Annotated in this window: 9 protein-coding genes; all 9 read left to right on the top strand. The window is 46.5% G+C overall.

Going from position 1 to position 18171, the window contains the following annotated elements; genetic code table 11:
- Positions 1-116 precede the first annotated feature (116 nt).
- Positions 117-3539: a TonB-dependent receptor gene (locus AC23P2_RS26455; protein WP_487775979.1), complete on the top strand. Its 3423-nt coding sequence runs from the start codon at positions 117-119 to the stop codon at positions 3537-3539.
- Positions 3540-3545: 6 nt separating this feature from the next.
- On the top strand, positions 3546-5357 hold the full coding sequence (locus AC23P2_RS26450; RefSeq protein WP_487775978.1) for a RagB/SusD family nutrient uptake outer membrane protein: 1812 nt from the start codon (positions 3546-3548) through the stop codon (positions 5355-5357).
- A 306-nt stretch (positions 5358-5663) separates the two neighbouring features.
- Positions 5664-8141 carry a glycoside hydrolase family 95 protein gene (locus tag AC23P2_RS26445; RefSeq protein ID WP_487775977.1) on the top strand — a complete coding sequence of 826 codons (2478 nt, stop codon included), beginning with the start codon at positions 5664-5666 and terminating at the stop codon, positions 8139-8141.
- A gap of 30 nt (positions 8142-8171) precedes the next feature.
- Positions 8172-9848 (top strand): glycoside hydrolase family 43 protein, encoded by a 1677-nt coding sequence (locus AC23P2_RS26440; protein ID WP_487775976.1) that lies wholly within the window; start codon positions 8172-8174, stop codon positions 9846-9848.
- A gap of 75 nt (positions 9849-9923) precedes the next feature.
- The gene (locus AC23P2_RS26435; RefSeq protein WP_487776038.1) at positions 9924-12143 is read left to right on the top strand and encodes a glycoside hydrolase family 127 protein; all 2220 of its coding nucleotides are present in this window, start codon (positions 9924-9926) and stop codon (positions 12141-12143) included.
- A gap of 114 nt (positions 12144-12257) precedes the next feature.
- The gene (locus AC23P2_RS26430; RefSeq protein ID WP_487775975.1) at positions 12258-13832 is read left to right on the top strand and encodes a glycoside hydrolase family 43 protein; all 1575 of its coding nucleotides are present in this window, start codon (positions 12258-12260) and stop codon (positions 13830-13832) included.
- A 69-nt stretch (positions 13833-13901) separates the two neighbouring features.
- On the top strand, positions 13902-16262 hold the full coding sequence (locus AC23P2_RS26425) for a carboxylesterase family protein (protein ID WP_487775974.1): 2361 nt from the start codon (positions 13902-13904) through the stop codon (positions 16260-16262).
- A 23-nt stretch (positions 16263-16285) separates the two neighbouring features.
- Entirely contained in the window at positions 16286-17404 is a 1119-nt protein-coding gene (locus AC23P2_RS26420) for an esterase (RefSeq protein WP_487775973.1), read from the top strand.
- Between the two features lie 30 nt (positions 17405-17434).
- Positions 17435-18160 (top strand): hypothetical protein, encoded by a 726-nt coding sequence (locus AC23P2_RS26415; protein ID WP_487775972.1) that lies wholly within the window; start codon positions 17435-17437, stop codon positions 18158-18160.
- Positions 18161-18171 lie beyond the last annotated feature (11 nt).

Genomic DNA, 18171 nt, shown 5'->3' with positions numbered 1-18171 from the left:
ACGACACATTTCGCCTTGATGGCGAGGAACTATGTTTGTCATTTCTTCCCAAAAACAACAAAACGAACAAATGTATGGATTCCCATTTATTTAAACACAACGTTTGGATCAGGATTATGAAAATTTCAGGCCTGCAATTCTTGCTTGTGCTTCTGTTATTCAAAATCAGTCTTGCCCATGATGGCAAAGCTCAGGAGTTTTTGAATCGTCGGATTAGTTTTTCGGCTCAAAATCAGGATGCTGAAGTGATTATCAAAAAAATCGAGAAATTAGCAAAAGTGCAATTTTTATTCAGTCGAGAAATTGTACAATCAAAACGCAAAATCACTTACCAGGCCAACAATGAAGAGCTTTTCGGCGTATTAGAGCACATTTTAACACCGCTAAACTTAACCTACGAAGTAGTAGGGCAACAAATTTTAATCAAACGGCTGCCTGCCTCAACCACCTTTCTTGCACCAAGTGCATCGGAAGCAACCTCAATCGTCGAAGCGAAGTTAATTGATATTTCGGGCCGTGTAACGGGTGACGATGGCCAGGGCCTACCTGGAGTAAGCATTCAGGTAAAAGGAACCACTCGTGGAACCAGCACGGATGCCAATGGCGATTTTAAGCTAAACCTAAGCGATGCCAATGGTATTGTATTGGTTTTCTCGTACGTAGGGTACGTAACGAAGGAAGTGACTGTTGGCGCTCAAAAGATTATCAACATTCGATTAGACTCTGATAATAAGACTCTTAGTGAAGTAGTCGTGGTTGGTTATGGAACTCAGCGAAAAAGAGACATGACAGGGGCCGTGGTATCGGTCAACGAAGCGACGCTGAAAGAAGTACCCGCCCCCAATCTTCTTACCCAACTCAAAGGACGGGCGGCGGGGGTTTCCATCGTTAGCAACGGCTCAACGCCAGGAAGCCAAGCATCGATTCGTATCCGTGGAAACCGCTCAATCACTACAGGAAACGGTGATGGCCTTGACGGCCCGCTCGTCGTTGTCGATGGTATTCCTTTTGGAGGATTGAACGACATCAATCCCGATGACATTGCGAATCTTGAAATCTTAAAAGATGCGTCGGCAACGGCCATTTTTGGTTCGCGTGGGGCGGGTGGAGTTATTTTGATTACCACTAAACGAGGTAAAGTCGGCAAACCCATTTTGACCTACGATGGCTACCACGGAGTAACGAGCATCATGGGCAAGTACAATGTCATGAACGGTGAGCAATATGCCAAATTCAAAGACCTTTCGGCGGCATTGAATACCCAAGGTGCAGGAACAACGGCCTACCCACTCACAGAAGAAGAAAAAGCAAACCTTGCCGCGGGTGTTTCGACCGACTGGCAGGATTTATTATACAAACAAGGCTTTAACACAAGCCATCAACTTGGATTACAAGGGGGCGTCGAAAATACCCAGTATGGCCTAGGAATCGGTTATTTTAACGAAACAGGTATCATGCCTAACCAAGATTTCCAACGCATGAATATTCGGGCTACCATCGACCAAAAAATCGGCAAGCGCGTAAAAGTGGGTTTAAATACCATCAATACTCTTACCTACCGAAACGACCCTGCGGGGGGCGGTGTACCCACTGAATTGGTTCGGCTTTCTCCCCTCATTAAACCCTATAATGAGGATGGAACGGTCAATTTAAATCCCAAAAAAGGAACAATTGAGGCACAAGCTGTAAGCCCACTGACGCTCATCACTCGCGGAAATGACATTCTTTCCAATGAGCGCTCCATTCGTACCTTCAATAGCTTGTATGCTGAAGTAAATATTTTAGATGGCTTGAAGTACCGATTCAATGCAGGTTTGAACTTTAGCCAAGTACATTTTAATGGCTATGGTCCACCAAACACTTTCGTCAATACGGGGGTTGACCAAAACGTATCAAACGCCGATATTAGAAACACGGAGTATTGGGATATAAACATGCAGCACTTGTTGTACTACGATAAAGTGTTTGCGCAAAAGCACAAAATCGGGTTGACGGCATTGTATGAAATTACCAAAAACCACAACATTGGAAGTAGTTTCAACGTAAAGGGAGTACCTGCTGATTACATCAAAACTGCTAATTTCTCATTGGCTTCGGGGCAACCGACGGGTAGCGGGAGCTTTGCCGAAACAGGTTTGTTGTCGTACATGGCACGCCTAAACTATACCTTCAATGACCGTTATAATTTAACAGCTACGTTCCGCCGCGACGGTTCTTCGACGCTATCACCAGGGAATCAGTATTTTAACTATCCCGCTATTGGTTTGAGTTGGAACATCATCGATGAACCATTCATGAAAAATTTAGCCGTATTTTCTAACTTAAAATTGAGAGGTGGTTGGGGAATTTCGGGGAACCGCAACGTAGGTGCTTACGCTACTTTAGGTGCCCTTTCGACAGGTTACTACAACTTCGGTACCACCACGGCGGGCCAAGTACTTGCGTATACTGTTACGAGCCTACCTGCGAGTGATTTGGGCTGGCAATCGACCTCCCAATCAGACATTGGGCTAGAAATTGGGTTATTTAACAATCGTATTACGGGGTCGTTTGACGTGTACTACCAAAAGACCAAAGATATTTTGCTTTCGGTAAACTTACCTCAAAGTAACGGAGCAGGTTCGACCCTGAAAAATTTGGGAAGAACCGAAGGAAAAGGCTTTGAGTCATCGTTGACGTTTGACATTTTTAGAAATAAAAGCGGTTTCAACTGGAGTGCCGACGTTACCTATTTCTTGAACCGTGAAAAAATTACCCAACTCACTACTCCTACCGAGTTGGACAATAAAGGTAACTTCTGGTTTGTTGGGCATCCGCTCACGGTCATTTATGACTATAACAAAATCGGTATTTGGCAGCAGGCTGACGTTGACAACGGCACGCTCAAACAACAAAAATCTCCCGTACAGCTTCCTGGTGAAATCCGAGTTGAAGACGTTGATAACAACGGGGTTATTGATGCTAATGACCGCAAAATCATCGGTAATTTCCAACCCAAATGGGAGGGAGGATTCACGAACCGATTCAGCTTCAAAGGGTTTGATTTATCCATCGTCACTTTTGCTCGAATGGGCATGAAAGTCGTTGTACCCTATTTATCAGGTACGTCGGGAGGGGGATCTGGATTTGGGTTCTTAAACCAAGGCCGCTCAAACCAATTGGTCATGGACTATTGGACACCTGATAACCCAACTAACGCATTCCCACGACCCGATGCAGGCGGTGGCGTACGTAACTTCACTTCTACCACTTCTTACCAAGATGGCTCTTTCATTAAGATGCGAAGCATCAACTTAGGCTATACAGTGAGCCCTAAAATGCTCACTCGATTTGGCATAAGTTCTGCCCGTATTTACCTAAACGCAACCAATCCGTTTATTCTTTATTCGCCATTGGTCAAAGCAAAACTGGCCGTTGACCCTGAAGGAAACGGATACGGAAACACGATTCAAGGGGGTAATTTCAACCGCTTCATTACTGTAAATTTAAACAACCCTCCTGTTCGTCAATTTACATTAGGTTTAAATCTTAAATTTTAATTGAAGATGAAAAAGATAACTAGTTTACTCCTTACCTGTACGTTATTGCTCTGCTTAGGCTGCGGCAAAATACTGGAAGAGCATCCTCAATCCCAAATCGTTCCTTCGTTTTTCAACAGTGCTTCGGGGGTATTGGGAGGAATCGCTGGGGTGTATAACGAAATCCGTGGACAGTGGGGAACCGAGGGCTTTTCTTCTGAGATGCAAGCAGGCACCGACGAGTTTATCCAAGGTGCGAGTAGCGGGGGAGGGCCTGTGCATACCTTCAACGGTCTCAACAGTACCAACTTTGGTTCGGCTTGGGCATCAGCTTTTACGTGTATCAATACCATCAACGGCGTTTTGAAGTTTGGGCAAAATATTGATTTACCAGAAGCCACCAAAAAACAATACCTAGCACAAGCAAAGTTTTTGAGAGGGTTCTGGTATTTTTATCTGGTTCAAACTTGGGGGGATGTACCCTTGCACACGGAGTTTATTACCCTTCCCTCGCAAAGTGCCAAAAGGGACCCTGCCTTGGAAGTATATAAACTTATTATTCAAGATTTTACAGATGCAGCCGCCAACTTACCTGACAAACCTACAGCGCCATTTTTAGGAAAAGCCGCCACTAAACCTGCCGCTTTATTTTTCTTATCAAAAGCCTATCTGACGCGCGGTTGGTTGACCAACTCACAGGCTGATTTTGCAGAAGCAGCCAAAATTGCGAATGATATTATCGCTAACAAAGCCACCTACGGTTTGGATTTATGGCAAGATTTCGGCGATGCTTTTGTCCCTGCCAACGACTATGGTAAAGAAACCTTGTTTGTAAGCGACCACTCAAACGATGCGAAGTATGGCTACTACCGACTAGGTTCAGGCGAAAGCGGCGGATTTGCCAATAACCTGACGCCTTGGTTTACCAATTGGAATTACCCTAACAACAGCGGGATTAACTCGTTTGTAAACGCGTCAGGGGTTTTGGTCAACTCGGGTACGTCAACTATGATTCGGGACTCCTACTATGGTCGTCCGTATCAGCGTCTTCGCCCCAATAGTGTAAAACAAACATCGGGGGCAAATGCAGGAAAAAATTATTTCCTCGATCAAGCTTTCGTTAAGAGAGACGTCGATTCACGTTTTGCCAATACTTTTTATACCGTTTACATTTCTAACACAACTGTCACAAATACTGTAACTGCCGCAAACAATAAACGCGGAATTGGATACACCATGCAAATGGGAGTGGATACGGCGGTTTGGATTACTGATTACGAAGTTGTAGGTGCTCCTCAGTTTAACGGAACACGTCCATTCAAAGGAATTATTGCTCCTCCAAGTCTATGGAAATCTGACTTGTACCCTGCCATCAAGAAGCACATGGATCCAAGCCGCGGAACTAACTTCAACGACCCTTCTACGCGACCCGTAGTTATCACTCGTTTTTCTGAGGTGTACTTGGTGGGTGCTGAAGCGTATTTGATGTCAGGAAACAAAGCGAAAGCTGCTGAATTGTTAAACGTCATTCGCCAAAGAGCAGCGTATCGAAAAACCAACACCGCTGCACAAAATGCTGCCGCTGCTACAGCAATGACCATCAGTGCCGACGATGTAACAGTGGATTTTATTTTGGATGAAAGAAGTCGGGAGTTGTTTGGTGAATGGATGAGATTTCAAGATTTGGTGCGTACCAAAACACTTGTAAAACGCATAAAGGCATGGAATAACGAAGCGGGGCCTTACGTTCAGGAGTTTCACATGTTAAGACCTATCCCTCAGTCTCAAATTGATCGAGTAGTTGTAGGGCCTGCGTTCACCCAAAACCCTGGGTACTAATTTTTCTAATTGAATGAAGTGGAAATATAGATAAATAGAATGCTGAGATGTAAGTGGCGTTTGTCACTTACATCTTTTTTGATTTTTACCTTGTTTGTACATTATATAAAATAAATTAAACTCTTTTTATATCTATTGGCACGCTAAGTTAGCTAACTATCTGTAGTGGTGTCATCGTTTGCTAAAATCGGTAGTGTTACCATCACTATTTTTTTTATGACCACAAATGTGTCACATTTACACATTTTCTATTTTCCACAGAGGAATAGCCTACAAAGCGAATTCCATCACAAACTTTTTATAGTAATGAAACCGTTTTTTTCGTTTTACTCTTTGTTGCTTTTCTCCTTAATGGGTTTTGGTCAGGAAGCTAAAAAGCTTAAACTCTGGTATAACCAACCCTCTGGTATGGCCTGGGAAAATGCCCTGCCGATTGGAAATGGCCGACTTGGGGCAATGGTGTACGGGAACGTAGGAAAGGAGACCATTCAACTCAACGAACATACGGTTTGGTCGGGAGGCCCTAACCGCAACGATAACCTTGACGCGTGGGAGTCATTGCCCCAAATCCGCCAGCTGATTTTTGACGGGAAACAGAAAGATGCCGAGAAACTGGCCAATAAAACGATTATTACCAAAAAATCACACGGGCAGATGTTTCAGCCCGTTGGCACCCTACACCTTACCTTTGACGGACACGACAACTACACGAATTATTACCGCGAACTGGATATTGAACGCGCCGTTGCCAAAACGTCTTATACTGTCAATGGCGTTACTTATAGCCGCGAAATTCTGGCCTCGTTCCCCGACCGTGTGATTGTCATGCGGTTGGCGGCCGACAAACCCAACAGCCTTTCGTTTGTAGCCTTCTACGCTTCGCAGCACACTAAAAAAAACATCAAAACGACGGCGGCCAACGAATTAACCCTTTCAGGCACAACCTCGGACCACGAGGGTGTGCCAGGTGTGGTCAATTTTAAGGGAATCGCCCGCATCAAATCCGAAGGGGGAACAGTATCGGCTAATGATACCAGCCTGATTGTCAAAGGTGCCTCGGCAGCCACGATTTATATTTCCATTGCAACCAATTTTAACAGTTATAAAGACGTCAGCGGTGACGAATCGGCGCGGGCAACGGCCTATCTCAACAAGGCTTATCTCAAGTCATATGCGACTATTTTAGCCCCCCACATCGCTGCTTACCAAAAATACTTCAACCGCGTTCAACTCAGCCTTGGTACTACTGAAGCTGCGAAACTTCCTACCAACGAGCGGCTTAAAAACTTTCGCTCAACCAATGACCCTCAGCTGGTTACGCTCTATTACCAATACGGCCGCTATTTATTAATCTCGTCTTCACAGCCAGGCAATAAACTGGAATCGGGGCAGCCCGCCAACTTGCAAGGTATCTGGAACCATAGAATGCGTCCACCGTGGGACAGCAAGTACACGATCAACATCAATGCCCAGATGAACTACTGGCCTGCTGAGAAAACCAACCTGTCGGAGCTGCACGAACCGTTTTTGAAAATGGTAACCGAACTTTCCGAAACTGGCCAACAGACAGCGCGGGACATGTACCACACTCGTGGCTGGATGGCGCACCACAATACCGACATCTGGCGAGCAACGGGCGCTATCGACGGGGCTTTCTGGGGAATGTGGCTCGGCGGTGGCGGTTGGACAGCCCAGCATCTTTGGGAGCACTATCTGTACAGTGGCGACAATACCTATTTGACAAAGATTTACCCGATCTTGAAAGGGGCGGCTTTATTCTACGCTGATTTCCTGATCGAACACCCCAAATACAAATGGCTGGTAATCAACCCTGGAAGCTCTCCTGAAAACGCCCCGCAAGCCCACGATGGTTCATCGCTGGACGCGGGGACGACCATGGACAACCAGATTGTGTTTGATGCATTCAGTACGGTGATTCGGGCATCGGAAATCCTCAAAAAAGACGCTGCCTTTGCCGATACGCTCAAGCAGTTAAGGAATAAACTGGCGCCCATGCACGTTGGCCAATACGGTCAGTTGCAGGAATGGCTCGACGACGTGGACGACCCCAACGACCACCACCGCCACGTGTCGCATTTGTACGGCCTGTTCCCATCCAACCAGATTTCCCCTTACCGCACGCCCGAACTTTTTAATGCCGCCCGAACAACATTAATTCACCGTGGCGACGTTTCAACAGGTTGGAGCATGGGGTGGAAAGTAAACTGGTGGGCCAAATTACAGGACGGAAACCATGCCTATGCCTTGATTCAGAATCAATTGACGCCACTAGGTGTCATTAAGGAAGGCGGCGGAACGTACAACAACCTGTTTGATGCGCACCCACCGTTTCAGATTGACGGCAATTTTGGCTGTACGTCGGGGATTACCGAAATGCTGATGCAAAGTGCTGACGGGGCTGTACACCTGCTGCCCGCACTGCCCGATGTGTGGCCTTCTGGCAACGTGGGCGGCTTGCGCGCCATTGGCGGTTTTGAGGTGGCAGATATGCAGTGGAAAGATGGTAAACTGACCAAACTGACCGTAAAATCAACCTTGGGTGGCAACCTGCGGGTGCGTACCCCTAATGCCCTCAAACTCACCAACGGCGGCGGCCTAAAACCCGCTACTGGCGAGAACCCGAATGCTTTTTATGTCACCCAGAAAACCGCAACGCCAGTCATTTCGGCCAAAGCCAGCGTGGCGCCCCTTTCGTTGAAGGAAACAGTACTGTATGATTTACCAACGCAAGCGGGTAAGTCGTATGTCTTTGTTGCTCAATAGATTGACAAACAGAATACTTTACTAATAACCATGTTTAAAACTACATTCACTACCTTTTGTCTGGCTTGTTTAGTGGCTTTGACCCCCGTAACTCTGGCTCAGAAAGTTACTCTGACAAACCCTATCCTTACTGGCTTCTACCCCGACCCAAGTATTGTAAAAGTAGGGCCTGATTATTACACGGTACATTCCACATTTTCATACTTTCCAGGGCTGCCTATCATGCACAGCCGCGATTTGAAAAACTGGAGACAAATCGGTAATGTCATTAATCGCCCGTCACAAATGGAGTTTATGGGCGAGCGGATGACGCGTGGGCTGTTTGCCCCCGCCATCAGTTATTACAAAGGCATTTATTACGTTACCTGTACGGATATTGACCACGACGGTAACTTTGTCGTCACCGCCACCAACCCAGCGGGACCATACAGCAACCCCGTGAAAATTCCACAGGTACGAGGCATTGACCCGTCCATTTATTTTGACGAAGAAACCGACAAAGCTTACATCATTTATAACAGCGATGCCCCCGACCGCAAACCACTGTATTCGGGACACCGTACTATTCGGATGTACGAGTTTGATTATAAGAATTTGAAAGTCGTTGGCGAAGAAAAACAACTCGTTAACGGCGGGGTGGATTTGTCGAAAAAGCCCGTTTGGATTGAAGGCCCGCACATTTTGAAGCGCAACGGCTGGTACATCCTGTACGCTGCCGAAGGAGGAACCTCCGTGAATCACTCACAAGTGGCTTTGCGCAGCCGCGACGTTTGGGGGCCGTATGTACCGTTTGAAGGCAATCCTGTATTGACACAACGAGGACTTCCCGCCGACCGCCCCAACCCGATTACGTCGGCAGGGCACGCCCAATTTATCGAAGGCCCCGACGGCAATTGGTACTCAATTTTCTTAGCCGTTCGCCCCTACGAAGGTGATTTTTACAACACTGGCCGCGAAATGTTCATTGCACCGTTGACGTGGGTGAACGATTGGCCGATGATCGAGCACGGCGAAAAAGCCATTCAATACAAGTATGCTACCAACATCAAGGAGGTAAAACAAAAAGGGGCGTTACCACAAAACGGCAACTTTACCTACACCATGACCTTCGACAAAGGGCTGGATTTGTCAATGCTATTTTTGAGAACGGTAGATAGTAGCTCGTTCAAAACCTCCAAAGCCAACGGGTTGACGCTCAAACTAAAATCTGAAACCATTTCAGAAATGGGCAACCCTTCGTTTGTCGGAAAACGGCAGCAGCATTTGACGAGCACCGCCGAAACCGAAGTAAATTTTTCGCCAAAAACGGCTAATGAAAAGGCAGGTTTAGTCACCTTTCAGGACGAACGGCATTTTTATTTCCTTGCCAAATCGCAAAACGAAGGCAAAGACGTCGTTCAGTTATGGAAGAGCAAAGACAAGACCGTTGAGTTAGTGACCGAACTACCTTTGGAGGCTCCTGCGGCCAAAGTAAATTTTAAAATTCAGTCGGAAGGTGCCCTGTATAGCTTCTACTATTCAACCGACGGGAAAAACTGGAAACTGGTGAAAGATCAGGTAGACGGTAAATTCTTGAGTACCAAAGTGGCCAATAGTTTCATCGGCTGCGTGTATGGGCTGTATGCAACTTCGTCGGGAGAAAAATCAGATAACTCGGCCTCGTTTAAATTCCTGAAATACAGCGGCAATGATGCCGTCTTAAAATAAATTAAACTCGATTTGAAACACTCTTTTTTTCATAGTGCAACAGCCTTTTTGCTCAGCTTTTCGGCGTTGGGGCAAATGCAATCGTTCACCCTTCAAGAGGTGAAGGTGACGAACGGTGCATTTAAAAATGCGCAGGATGTGGATATGAAATACATCCTGTCGTTGAACCCTGACAAACTGCTGGCGCCATACCTGATCGACGCGGGTTTGCCTTTGAAAGCCCAACGCTATGGCAACTGGGAAAGCTCAGGCTTGGACGGGCACATCGGCGGGCATTACCTGTCGGCGCTGGCCATGATGTATGCCTCGACGGGCAATGCCGAACTGAAAAAGCGGCTCGATTACATGGTGGAGCAACTGGCTCAGTGTCAGGCTAAAAACGGCAACGGCTACGTAGGCGGTATTCCGCAGGGAAAGGTGTTTTGGGAACGGATTCACAAAGGCGATATTGACGGCAGCAGTTTTGGGTTAAACAATACGTGGGTGCCGCTGTACAACATCCATAAGCTGTTTGCGGGCCTGCGCGATGCGTATGAGTTTGCGGGAAACCAACAGGCGAAACAGGTACTGGTCGGTTTGGGGGATTGGTTTGTCGAACTCATACAGCCACTTTCGGACGACCAAATCCAACAAATCCTCCGTACCGAACACGGGGGCATGAACGAGGTTTTTGCCGACCTGTATCTGTTGACCAAAAACAAAAAGTATTTGACGACCGCCGAGCGTATTTCTCACCGCGCTATTCTGAATCCGTTACTGCAAAAACAGGACAAACTAACTGGTTTACATGCCAATACGCAGATTCCGAAGGTGATTGGGTTTGAAAAAATTGCGCAACTGACAGGCAATGCCGAGTGGTCGGAAGCCGCCCGTTTTTTCTGGCAAAATGTATCCCGAACCCGAAGCGTAGCCTTTGGCGGTAACAGTGTGCGCGAGCATTTTAACCCGACCAACGATTTTAGCTCGATGCTCAAATCGAATCAGGGCCCTGAAACCTGCAATTCGTTCAACATGCTGCGGCTGAGTAAAGCGCTGTTTCTGGATAAAAACGACCCGACATATCTCGACTTTTACGAACGGGTTTTGTACAATCACATCCTGTCGAGTCAGCACCCGCAAAAGGGTGGTTTTGTGTATTTTACCCCCATTCGCCCTAACCATTATCGGGTTTATTCCCAACCCGAAACCAGCATGTGGTGCTGTGTTGGTTCGGGAATTGAAAACCATACGAAATACGGCGAATTGATTTACAGTCATTCGGACAATGACCTGTTTGTCAACCTGTTTATTCCTTCCACGTTAAATTGGAAAGAGAAAAATATTCAACTAACTCAAAACACTGAGTTTCCGTACAAAAACCAGACGGAGCTGGTACTGAAACTGGACAAATCCCAGACCTTTACCCTGAACATTCGCTATCCGAAATGGGCAGAAAGCGCGGAGGTGTTGGTCAATGGAAAACCCTATCCGATCAACGCCCAACCTGCAAATTACATGGGCATTGCGAAAAAATGGAAATCGGGCGATAAAGTAGTGGTGCGTTTTACCACTTCTACCAAACTGGAATACCTGCCCGACAACTCCAACTGGGCGGCCTTTGTACATGGGCCAATTGTGTTGGCGGCACCAACTGCTAAAACCGACTTAGTCGGACTTTTTGCCGACGATAGCCGAATGGGGCACGAAACCAAAGGAAAACTGTACCCCATCGACAAGGCGTATGCGTTAATTGGCAGCCCCGATTCGTATGTTTCTAAACTAAAATCGGCTGGTAATCTGACCTTTACCCTCGACTCGCTGACACTACAACCGTTCTATGAAGTACATGAAACCCGTTACCAAATGTACTTCCAAACCTTTACGCAGGCAGATTTTGACGCCCAGAAAGTCGCCCGACAGCAGCAGGAAGCAGAAGCACTTGCGCTGGAAGCCCGAACGGTTGATAAGATAAATTGCGGCGAACAACAGCCTGAAGTGGACCATCTCTATAAAGGAGAAAAGAGCGATTCTGGCTACGACGACGATGGCCGCTTCTGGCGAAATACCCGCTCGTATATCTCATATCAATTACAAAATAAGGAGTTAGCAGGAAAAACGCTCGAAATCCATTTTTCGGGGAATCTGAAAACGGAGGAAGTAGGCCTCTTAGTCAATGAGCAAGCCGCCGAGGTTATCGCATTGAAAGACAAAGTGATGATTGTAAAAGCCAATGATAAAGAGCTTATCAACCTAAAAATTACCTCCGAAAACGGAAGACCGACGCCACGGTTTTTTCAAATCAGGCTGGTGAAATAAAGGCTGTTTCGCGGTCGGGAACGCACTGCCTTTTAGATATCACAAACCTGTATTTGGGGCAAATTATGGTAGCCTAAATTGTGTCAATTTAACACGGACTATTGTTATAAACGTATGTTAAAATGTAATTTTTATTGTGTTTTTAAGGCAATTGTAGGGCTATTGCTGACCGTACAGACCATAGCTCAAACTGCCCGCAACCCCATCATTTATGCCGATGTTCCCGATTTAGCTATGATTCGGGTGGGAAATACGTACTACATGAGCAGCACCACCATGCACATGAGTCCAGGACTGCCCATCATGAAATCGAACGATTTGGTCAACTGGCAGATGGTTAGTTATGTCTATGACACCCTGGCTAATGTTCCCTCCTTGAACCTCACCGACGGAAAAGGCACCTACGGACGAGGTTCGTGGGCGAGCAGTCTGCGTTTTCACAAGGGTACTTACTACGTCACAACGTTTGCCCAAACGACAGGAAAAACCTATATCTGGTCTACCAAAAACATTGAAAAAGGGCCGTGGAAAGTAGCCGCGTTTAAACCTGCCTACCACGACCATACGCTGTTTTTTGATGAAAACGACAAGGCGTATCTCATCTACGGCGCAGGAAAACTCAAATTGGTTGAACTCAACGATGACCTTACGGGCGTCCGCGAAGGGACAACCGAAATCGTAGTTATCGAAAATGCCAGTGCGCCAGCAGGGAACAATATCATGTTGGGCGCTGAAGGTTCTCAACTTTTCAAGCACAACGGCAAATACTACCTCTTCAACATCTGCTGGCCACGGGGCGGCATGCGGACGGTGATTATTCACCGATCCGACAGAATCACGGGGCCGTGGGAAGGCCGAGTGGCGTTGCAGGATTTGGGGGTGGCACAGGGTGGACTGATTGATACGCCCGACGGTCGCTGGTTTGCGTACCTGTTCCGCGATTTTGGCGGGGTTGGGCGCATCCCGTATTGGGTACCTGTGAAGTGGGAAGACGGCTGGCCCGTGTTAGGCGAAAACGGCAAAGTCCCCGAAACGCTGGATTTGCCCGCCAACAAATCCCTGATTCCCAATATTGTAGCCTCTGACGAGTTTAGCCGCAAAAAAGGCGAAGCGGCCTTGCCGCTGGTCTGGCAATGGAACCACAACCCAGATAATAAGCTGTGGTCAATTTCTGAAAGAAAAGGCTTTTTACGGTTAAAAACAGGTCGGGTCGATACCTCGTTTGTTCTGGCCCGAAACACCTTAACCCAGCGCACCATCGGCCCCGAATCGACGGGCTCAGCCTTGCTGGATGCCTCGAACATGAAAGAAGGTGATTTCGCGGGTTTGGGTTTGTTGCAAAAGAATTTTGGTTTGGTGGGAGTCAGAGTAAGTAAAGGCCAGAAATCAATCGTTATGGTGAGCGCCAATACGGGCAAACCTGTTGACATTGAGAACATTCCGCTTACCCAAAGCACTGTCTATTTCAAAGCCGAATGCAATTTTAGGAACCGTGCTGACATCGCCCATTTCTTTTACAGCCTTGACGGTAAGTTGTGGACAAAAATTGGTGAACCGCTGAAAATGCCTTACACCATTCCACACTTTATGGGCTACCGTTTCGGGTTGTTCAATTACGCCACTCAAACCACGGGCGGTTTTGCCGATTTTGACTATTTCCGAATTGAAGACAAGATTTCAGAGAAGTAATAATCACTTCGTGCCCGTTGTGCCACTCTTTGAGCTCTTTGTGGTTATAAACCCCTTAACTTACTACTAATGAAACGCTTACTTTTAGTTTTAACCATTTGTTTTGTAGGGTTCATCAGCGCCCAAGCCCAGGATTCTAATTTCCATATTTACCTCTGCATCGGGCAGTCAAACATGGAAGGGCCTGCCAAAATTGAGCAACAGGATACCACTGTTGACAACCGACTTCAATTGTTGGCTGCAGTCGATTGTCCTGAGTTGGGGCGAACAAAAGGCAACTGGTACACAGCCAAACCGCCACTTTGCCGCTGCAATACCCGTCTTTCTCCCGCCGATTATTTCGGTCGGACGTTAGTTGCGAATCTACCGCAAAACGTCAAAGTAGGTTTTGTACACGTGGCCGTGGCGGGAAGTAAAATTGAGATTTTTGATAAAAAAGACTATAAAATGTACCTCGACACCTCGGCCAAAGAAAGGCCGTGGATGATTAACATGGCCAATCAATACGGTGGAAATCCGTACGAAAGACTGGTAGAAATGGCGCGTTTGGCACAAAAATCGGGGGTTATTAAAGGCATTTTGCTGCATCAGGGCGAGTCGAACACGGGCGATAAAGCATGGCCGATGAAGGTCAAAAAAATCTACGACGACTTACTGGCCGACCTGAATTTACCCACCAATTCGGTTCCGTTGCTGGCGGGTGAACTGGTCAATGCCGACCAGGGTGGTAAATGCGCGAGCATGAATACCATCATCGCTACGTTGCCCCAAACAATACCGTCAGCCATTGTGGTTTCGTCCAAAGGATTGCCCGCCGTTCCCGACAAACTGCATTTCAGCAGCGAAGGCATCCGCATTTTTGGTAAGCGGTACGCAGCGGCTTTGTTAGCGTCGCAAGGCAAAAAAATCGACATCGACGAAAGCAGCATTGCACCACCCGCTCCTGTAAAAGTAGAGCAAGGCTTAGTACAAGGCAGCACTGAAAACGGGTTATCGGTCTATAAAGGCATTCCTTTTGCCGCCCCACCCGTGGGAGACCTTCGCTGGAAAGCACCGCAACCCGCCGCCAAGTGGGAAGGTGTAAAACAAGCAACCCAATTTGCCCCCGCCCCCTATCAGGGCGGCAATCCGCCTTCGGGCAAGAGCGAAGATTGTTTGTACCTGAACGTGTGGACGCCTGCTAAAACGGCCAATGAAAACCTGCCCGTTATGGTATGGATTTACGGCGGCGGGTTTAGCTTTGGCGCTACCTCCGAACCCGTAACGAATGGCGAAAAACTGGCAAAAAAAGGCGTAATACTCGTCAGTATCGCCTATCGGGTCAATCAAATGGGCTTTTTGGCACACCCAGAGCTAAGCGCTGAAACCCCACAAAAAACGTCGGGAAATTATGGGTTGCTGGACATGATAGCGGGTTTGCAATGGGTGCAGAAAAATATCAGAGCCTTTGGTGGTAATCCTGACAAAGTAACCATTTTTGGCGAATCGGCGGGAGGAATTGCCGTGAGTATGCTGTGTGCTTCACCATTGGCCAAAGGACTTTTTCACGGGGCGATTTCGCAAAGCGGCGGCTCGTTTGGCCCCCACCGACTCACGACCTACCCCGGAGAAAACATGAAGCTATTGGCGTTGGCCGAAAAACAAGGCGTTGAGTTTATGCAAAAAGCAGGGGCATCGTCATTGGCTGAACTTCGTGCTTTGCCTGCCGACAAACTCCCATCCGGTTTTGGCAACCCCGGAGGCTGGCCAATCGTCGATGGATACGTCATTCCCGACGATCAACATGTTTTGTACCAAAAGGGCAAGTTTAACCATACCCCTGTATTGATTGGCTACAACTCCGACGAAGGAGCAAGTTTTATGCCTCCCAAAACACCGAAAGATTATATTGAAAGCACCAACAAACGCTACGGACCGTTTGCCGAAAAACTGATAAAAGCGTATCCTGTTGAAGAAAACAGCGTTCCCAAAACGGCAAGGGATTTAGCCCGTGATGCCGCTTTTGGCTGGCAAACGTGGGCATGGGCCAATCTTCAGTCTCAGAAATCAAAGGAGAAGGTTTTCTATTACTATTTTGACCAACACCCTGAGCACCCCGCAGGCTCGGCAAAGTTTGGCTACGGCTCACCCCACGCGCAGGACGTAGCTTTTGTGTTTGGAAACCTCAACCCTGCCGATCAGAACCGTACGCCAACGGACGGCGAAATGTCGGAAACCATCATGACGTACTGGACAAATTTTGCCAAAAACGGCAATCCAAACGGCGGAAATGTGCCGCAATGGGAAGCGTTTTCTACCCAAAAACCTGCGGTCATGTATTTCCAGCAAAAGGCATTTATGGGGCCTGTCCCGAGCGAAGATGCCATGAAAGTACTGAATTCGTATTTCGAGTGGAGACGAACGCCCGAAGGAAAAGAATGGGCAAAATAAACCAAATAACAAACCCTTAACCGATGAAAACCCAACCGATTTACTTGCTTTTGTTTGCAATCCTGACCGTGAGTATTGCAATAGGTCAGCCCGCGTCAAGACCCGCTATCGTTTCGCCCGAAGTACATGCTGACAATTCGGTGACGTTTCGGTTTTATGCGCCTGCGGCCAAAGAAGTGAAACTCAGTGTACAGTTTGAAAAATCGCCTTTGGCCATGAACAGGGATGACAAAGGGGTTTGGAGCGTCACTACGGCTCCCGTGAAGCCCGATATGTATCCCTACGCGTTCAATATTGATGGGATTTCGGTGGCCGACCCCGCCAATTCAGCGCTTTTTCCCAATGAAGGGTTTCAGAATAGTGTGGTCGAAATTACGGGAAACACACCTTTGGTACATACCCTGCAAAACGTCCCTCACGGCACGGTGTCGTACCGATATTACCAGTCGGCAGAGTTAGGAACGCGTCCCGTGGTGGTTTATACCCCTGCTGGCTACGAATCTAACCCAAAGACTTCTTATCCAGTGCTTTATTTGCTGCACGGCACCACCGATACCGAGGAAACGTGGACAAAAGTAGGCCGCGCCAATATCATTCTTGACAACCTGATTGCGCAGGGCAAGGCCAAACCCATGATTATTGTGATGCCCTACGGACGGGCTTATCCTGTTATCAGCAAGTCGTCGGGAAGTTTGAGAAACTGGGACAATTTGCAGGAATTCAAAAAGGACTTTTTTGGCAATTTGATGCCGTTTATTGAGAAAAATTACCGTACCCTCAACGACAAAAACAACCGCGCCATCGCAGGTTTTTCGGGCGGTGGAGGAACCACGCTGTACTTTGGCCTGAACAACACCGACCAATTTGCCTATGTCTGTGGCTTCGCTCCGGGTATGCTCAAAAATGAGTTTGACCGTAACAATGAGGTGTTTTTTAAGAATGCCGCACAGGCCAATAAGAACCTGAAATTATTTTGGATCGGTGTAGGTAAAGAAGATGGCTTATATGCTGTCAATCAGGAATATATGCAGGTGCTTGACCAGAAGAAGATTAAGTACGAAAGCCTCATCACCGACGGCGGGCATACATGGATGAATGTAAAGCACTACCTAAGCGTCATTGCGCCTAAGCTTTTTAAATAAATTCAACTAAATGCTATACTGCTCGACAAAATGAAAACATTCGAAATCAAAGAAAGTGAACTTAAAAATATCACGTTATTTTTAATTGAAAAGCAAATAATATTACATCCAAAAATATCCCCAAATGGAATCCCTGATTTTACAGGATATTTAGAAAAGAGATTTGTCATAATCTTAGATCGGAATATTTTAGTTAAAATCTTAAGGTTGGTCACTAACGGAGAACTGAAGGAAAATAACGATTTAAAAATCATAAGTAGTCTATTGCTGTGGGCAGAATTTAATAATATAGCACTTAACTCGGCTCTTGCATTAATTGAATATTCAAATTTTCGTCAGAGAAATACTGAATCAAGTGAAGAAAATAACTTATTTCTAGAAATTTTTAAGCAGTATACACCTAAGCACTGGCTTGATCTAGCAACTGGTAAAAGTACTTCTATTCCAAAAATAGAGTTAAAAGAGGAAAAATCATTTTCATTCTATTTAGAAGATGATCATTTTAAAATGCATCTTTTAGAAATGCTTAAATTAGCTCAACTGTACTTTGATAATAATCAATCAATTGAAGATAAATTTCAAAGTTTCTTTAAATGGGTATTTGCAAATATTTTGATTTGCAAGTACACAACTTATTTTGCTTGCATGTTATTAGGCAACAATTCTAAAATATTTAGAAATAAGGATTTGATACTAAACTCATATCAAGTTGACGTATATTTGTATAATGAAAAACTATGTAGAGCTCATAAGTGAAAGCGAGGCAG

The sequence above is a fragment of the Runella sp. R0.1_18 genome, assembly GCF_057652155.1.
The sequence above is the reverse complement of the archived record's forward strand: the minus strand, read 5'-3'. Positions and strand labels throughout refer to the sequence as shown.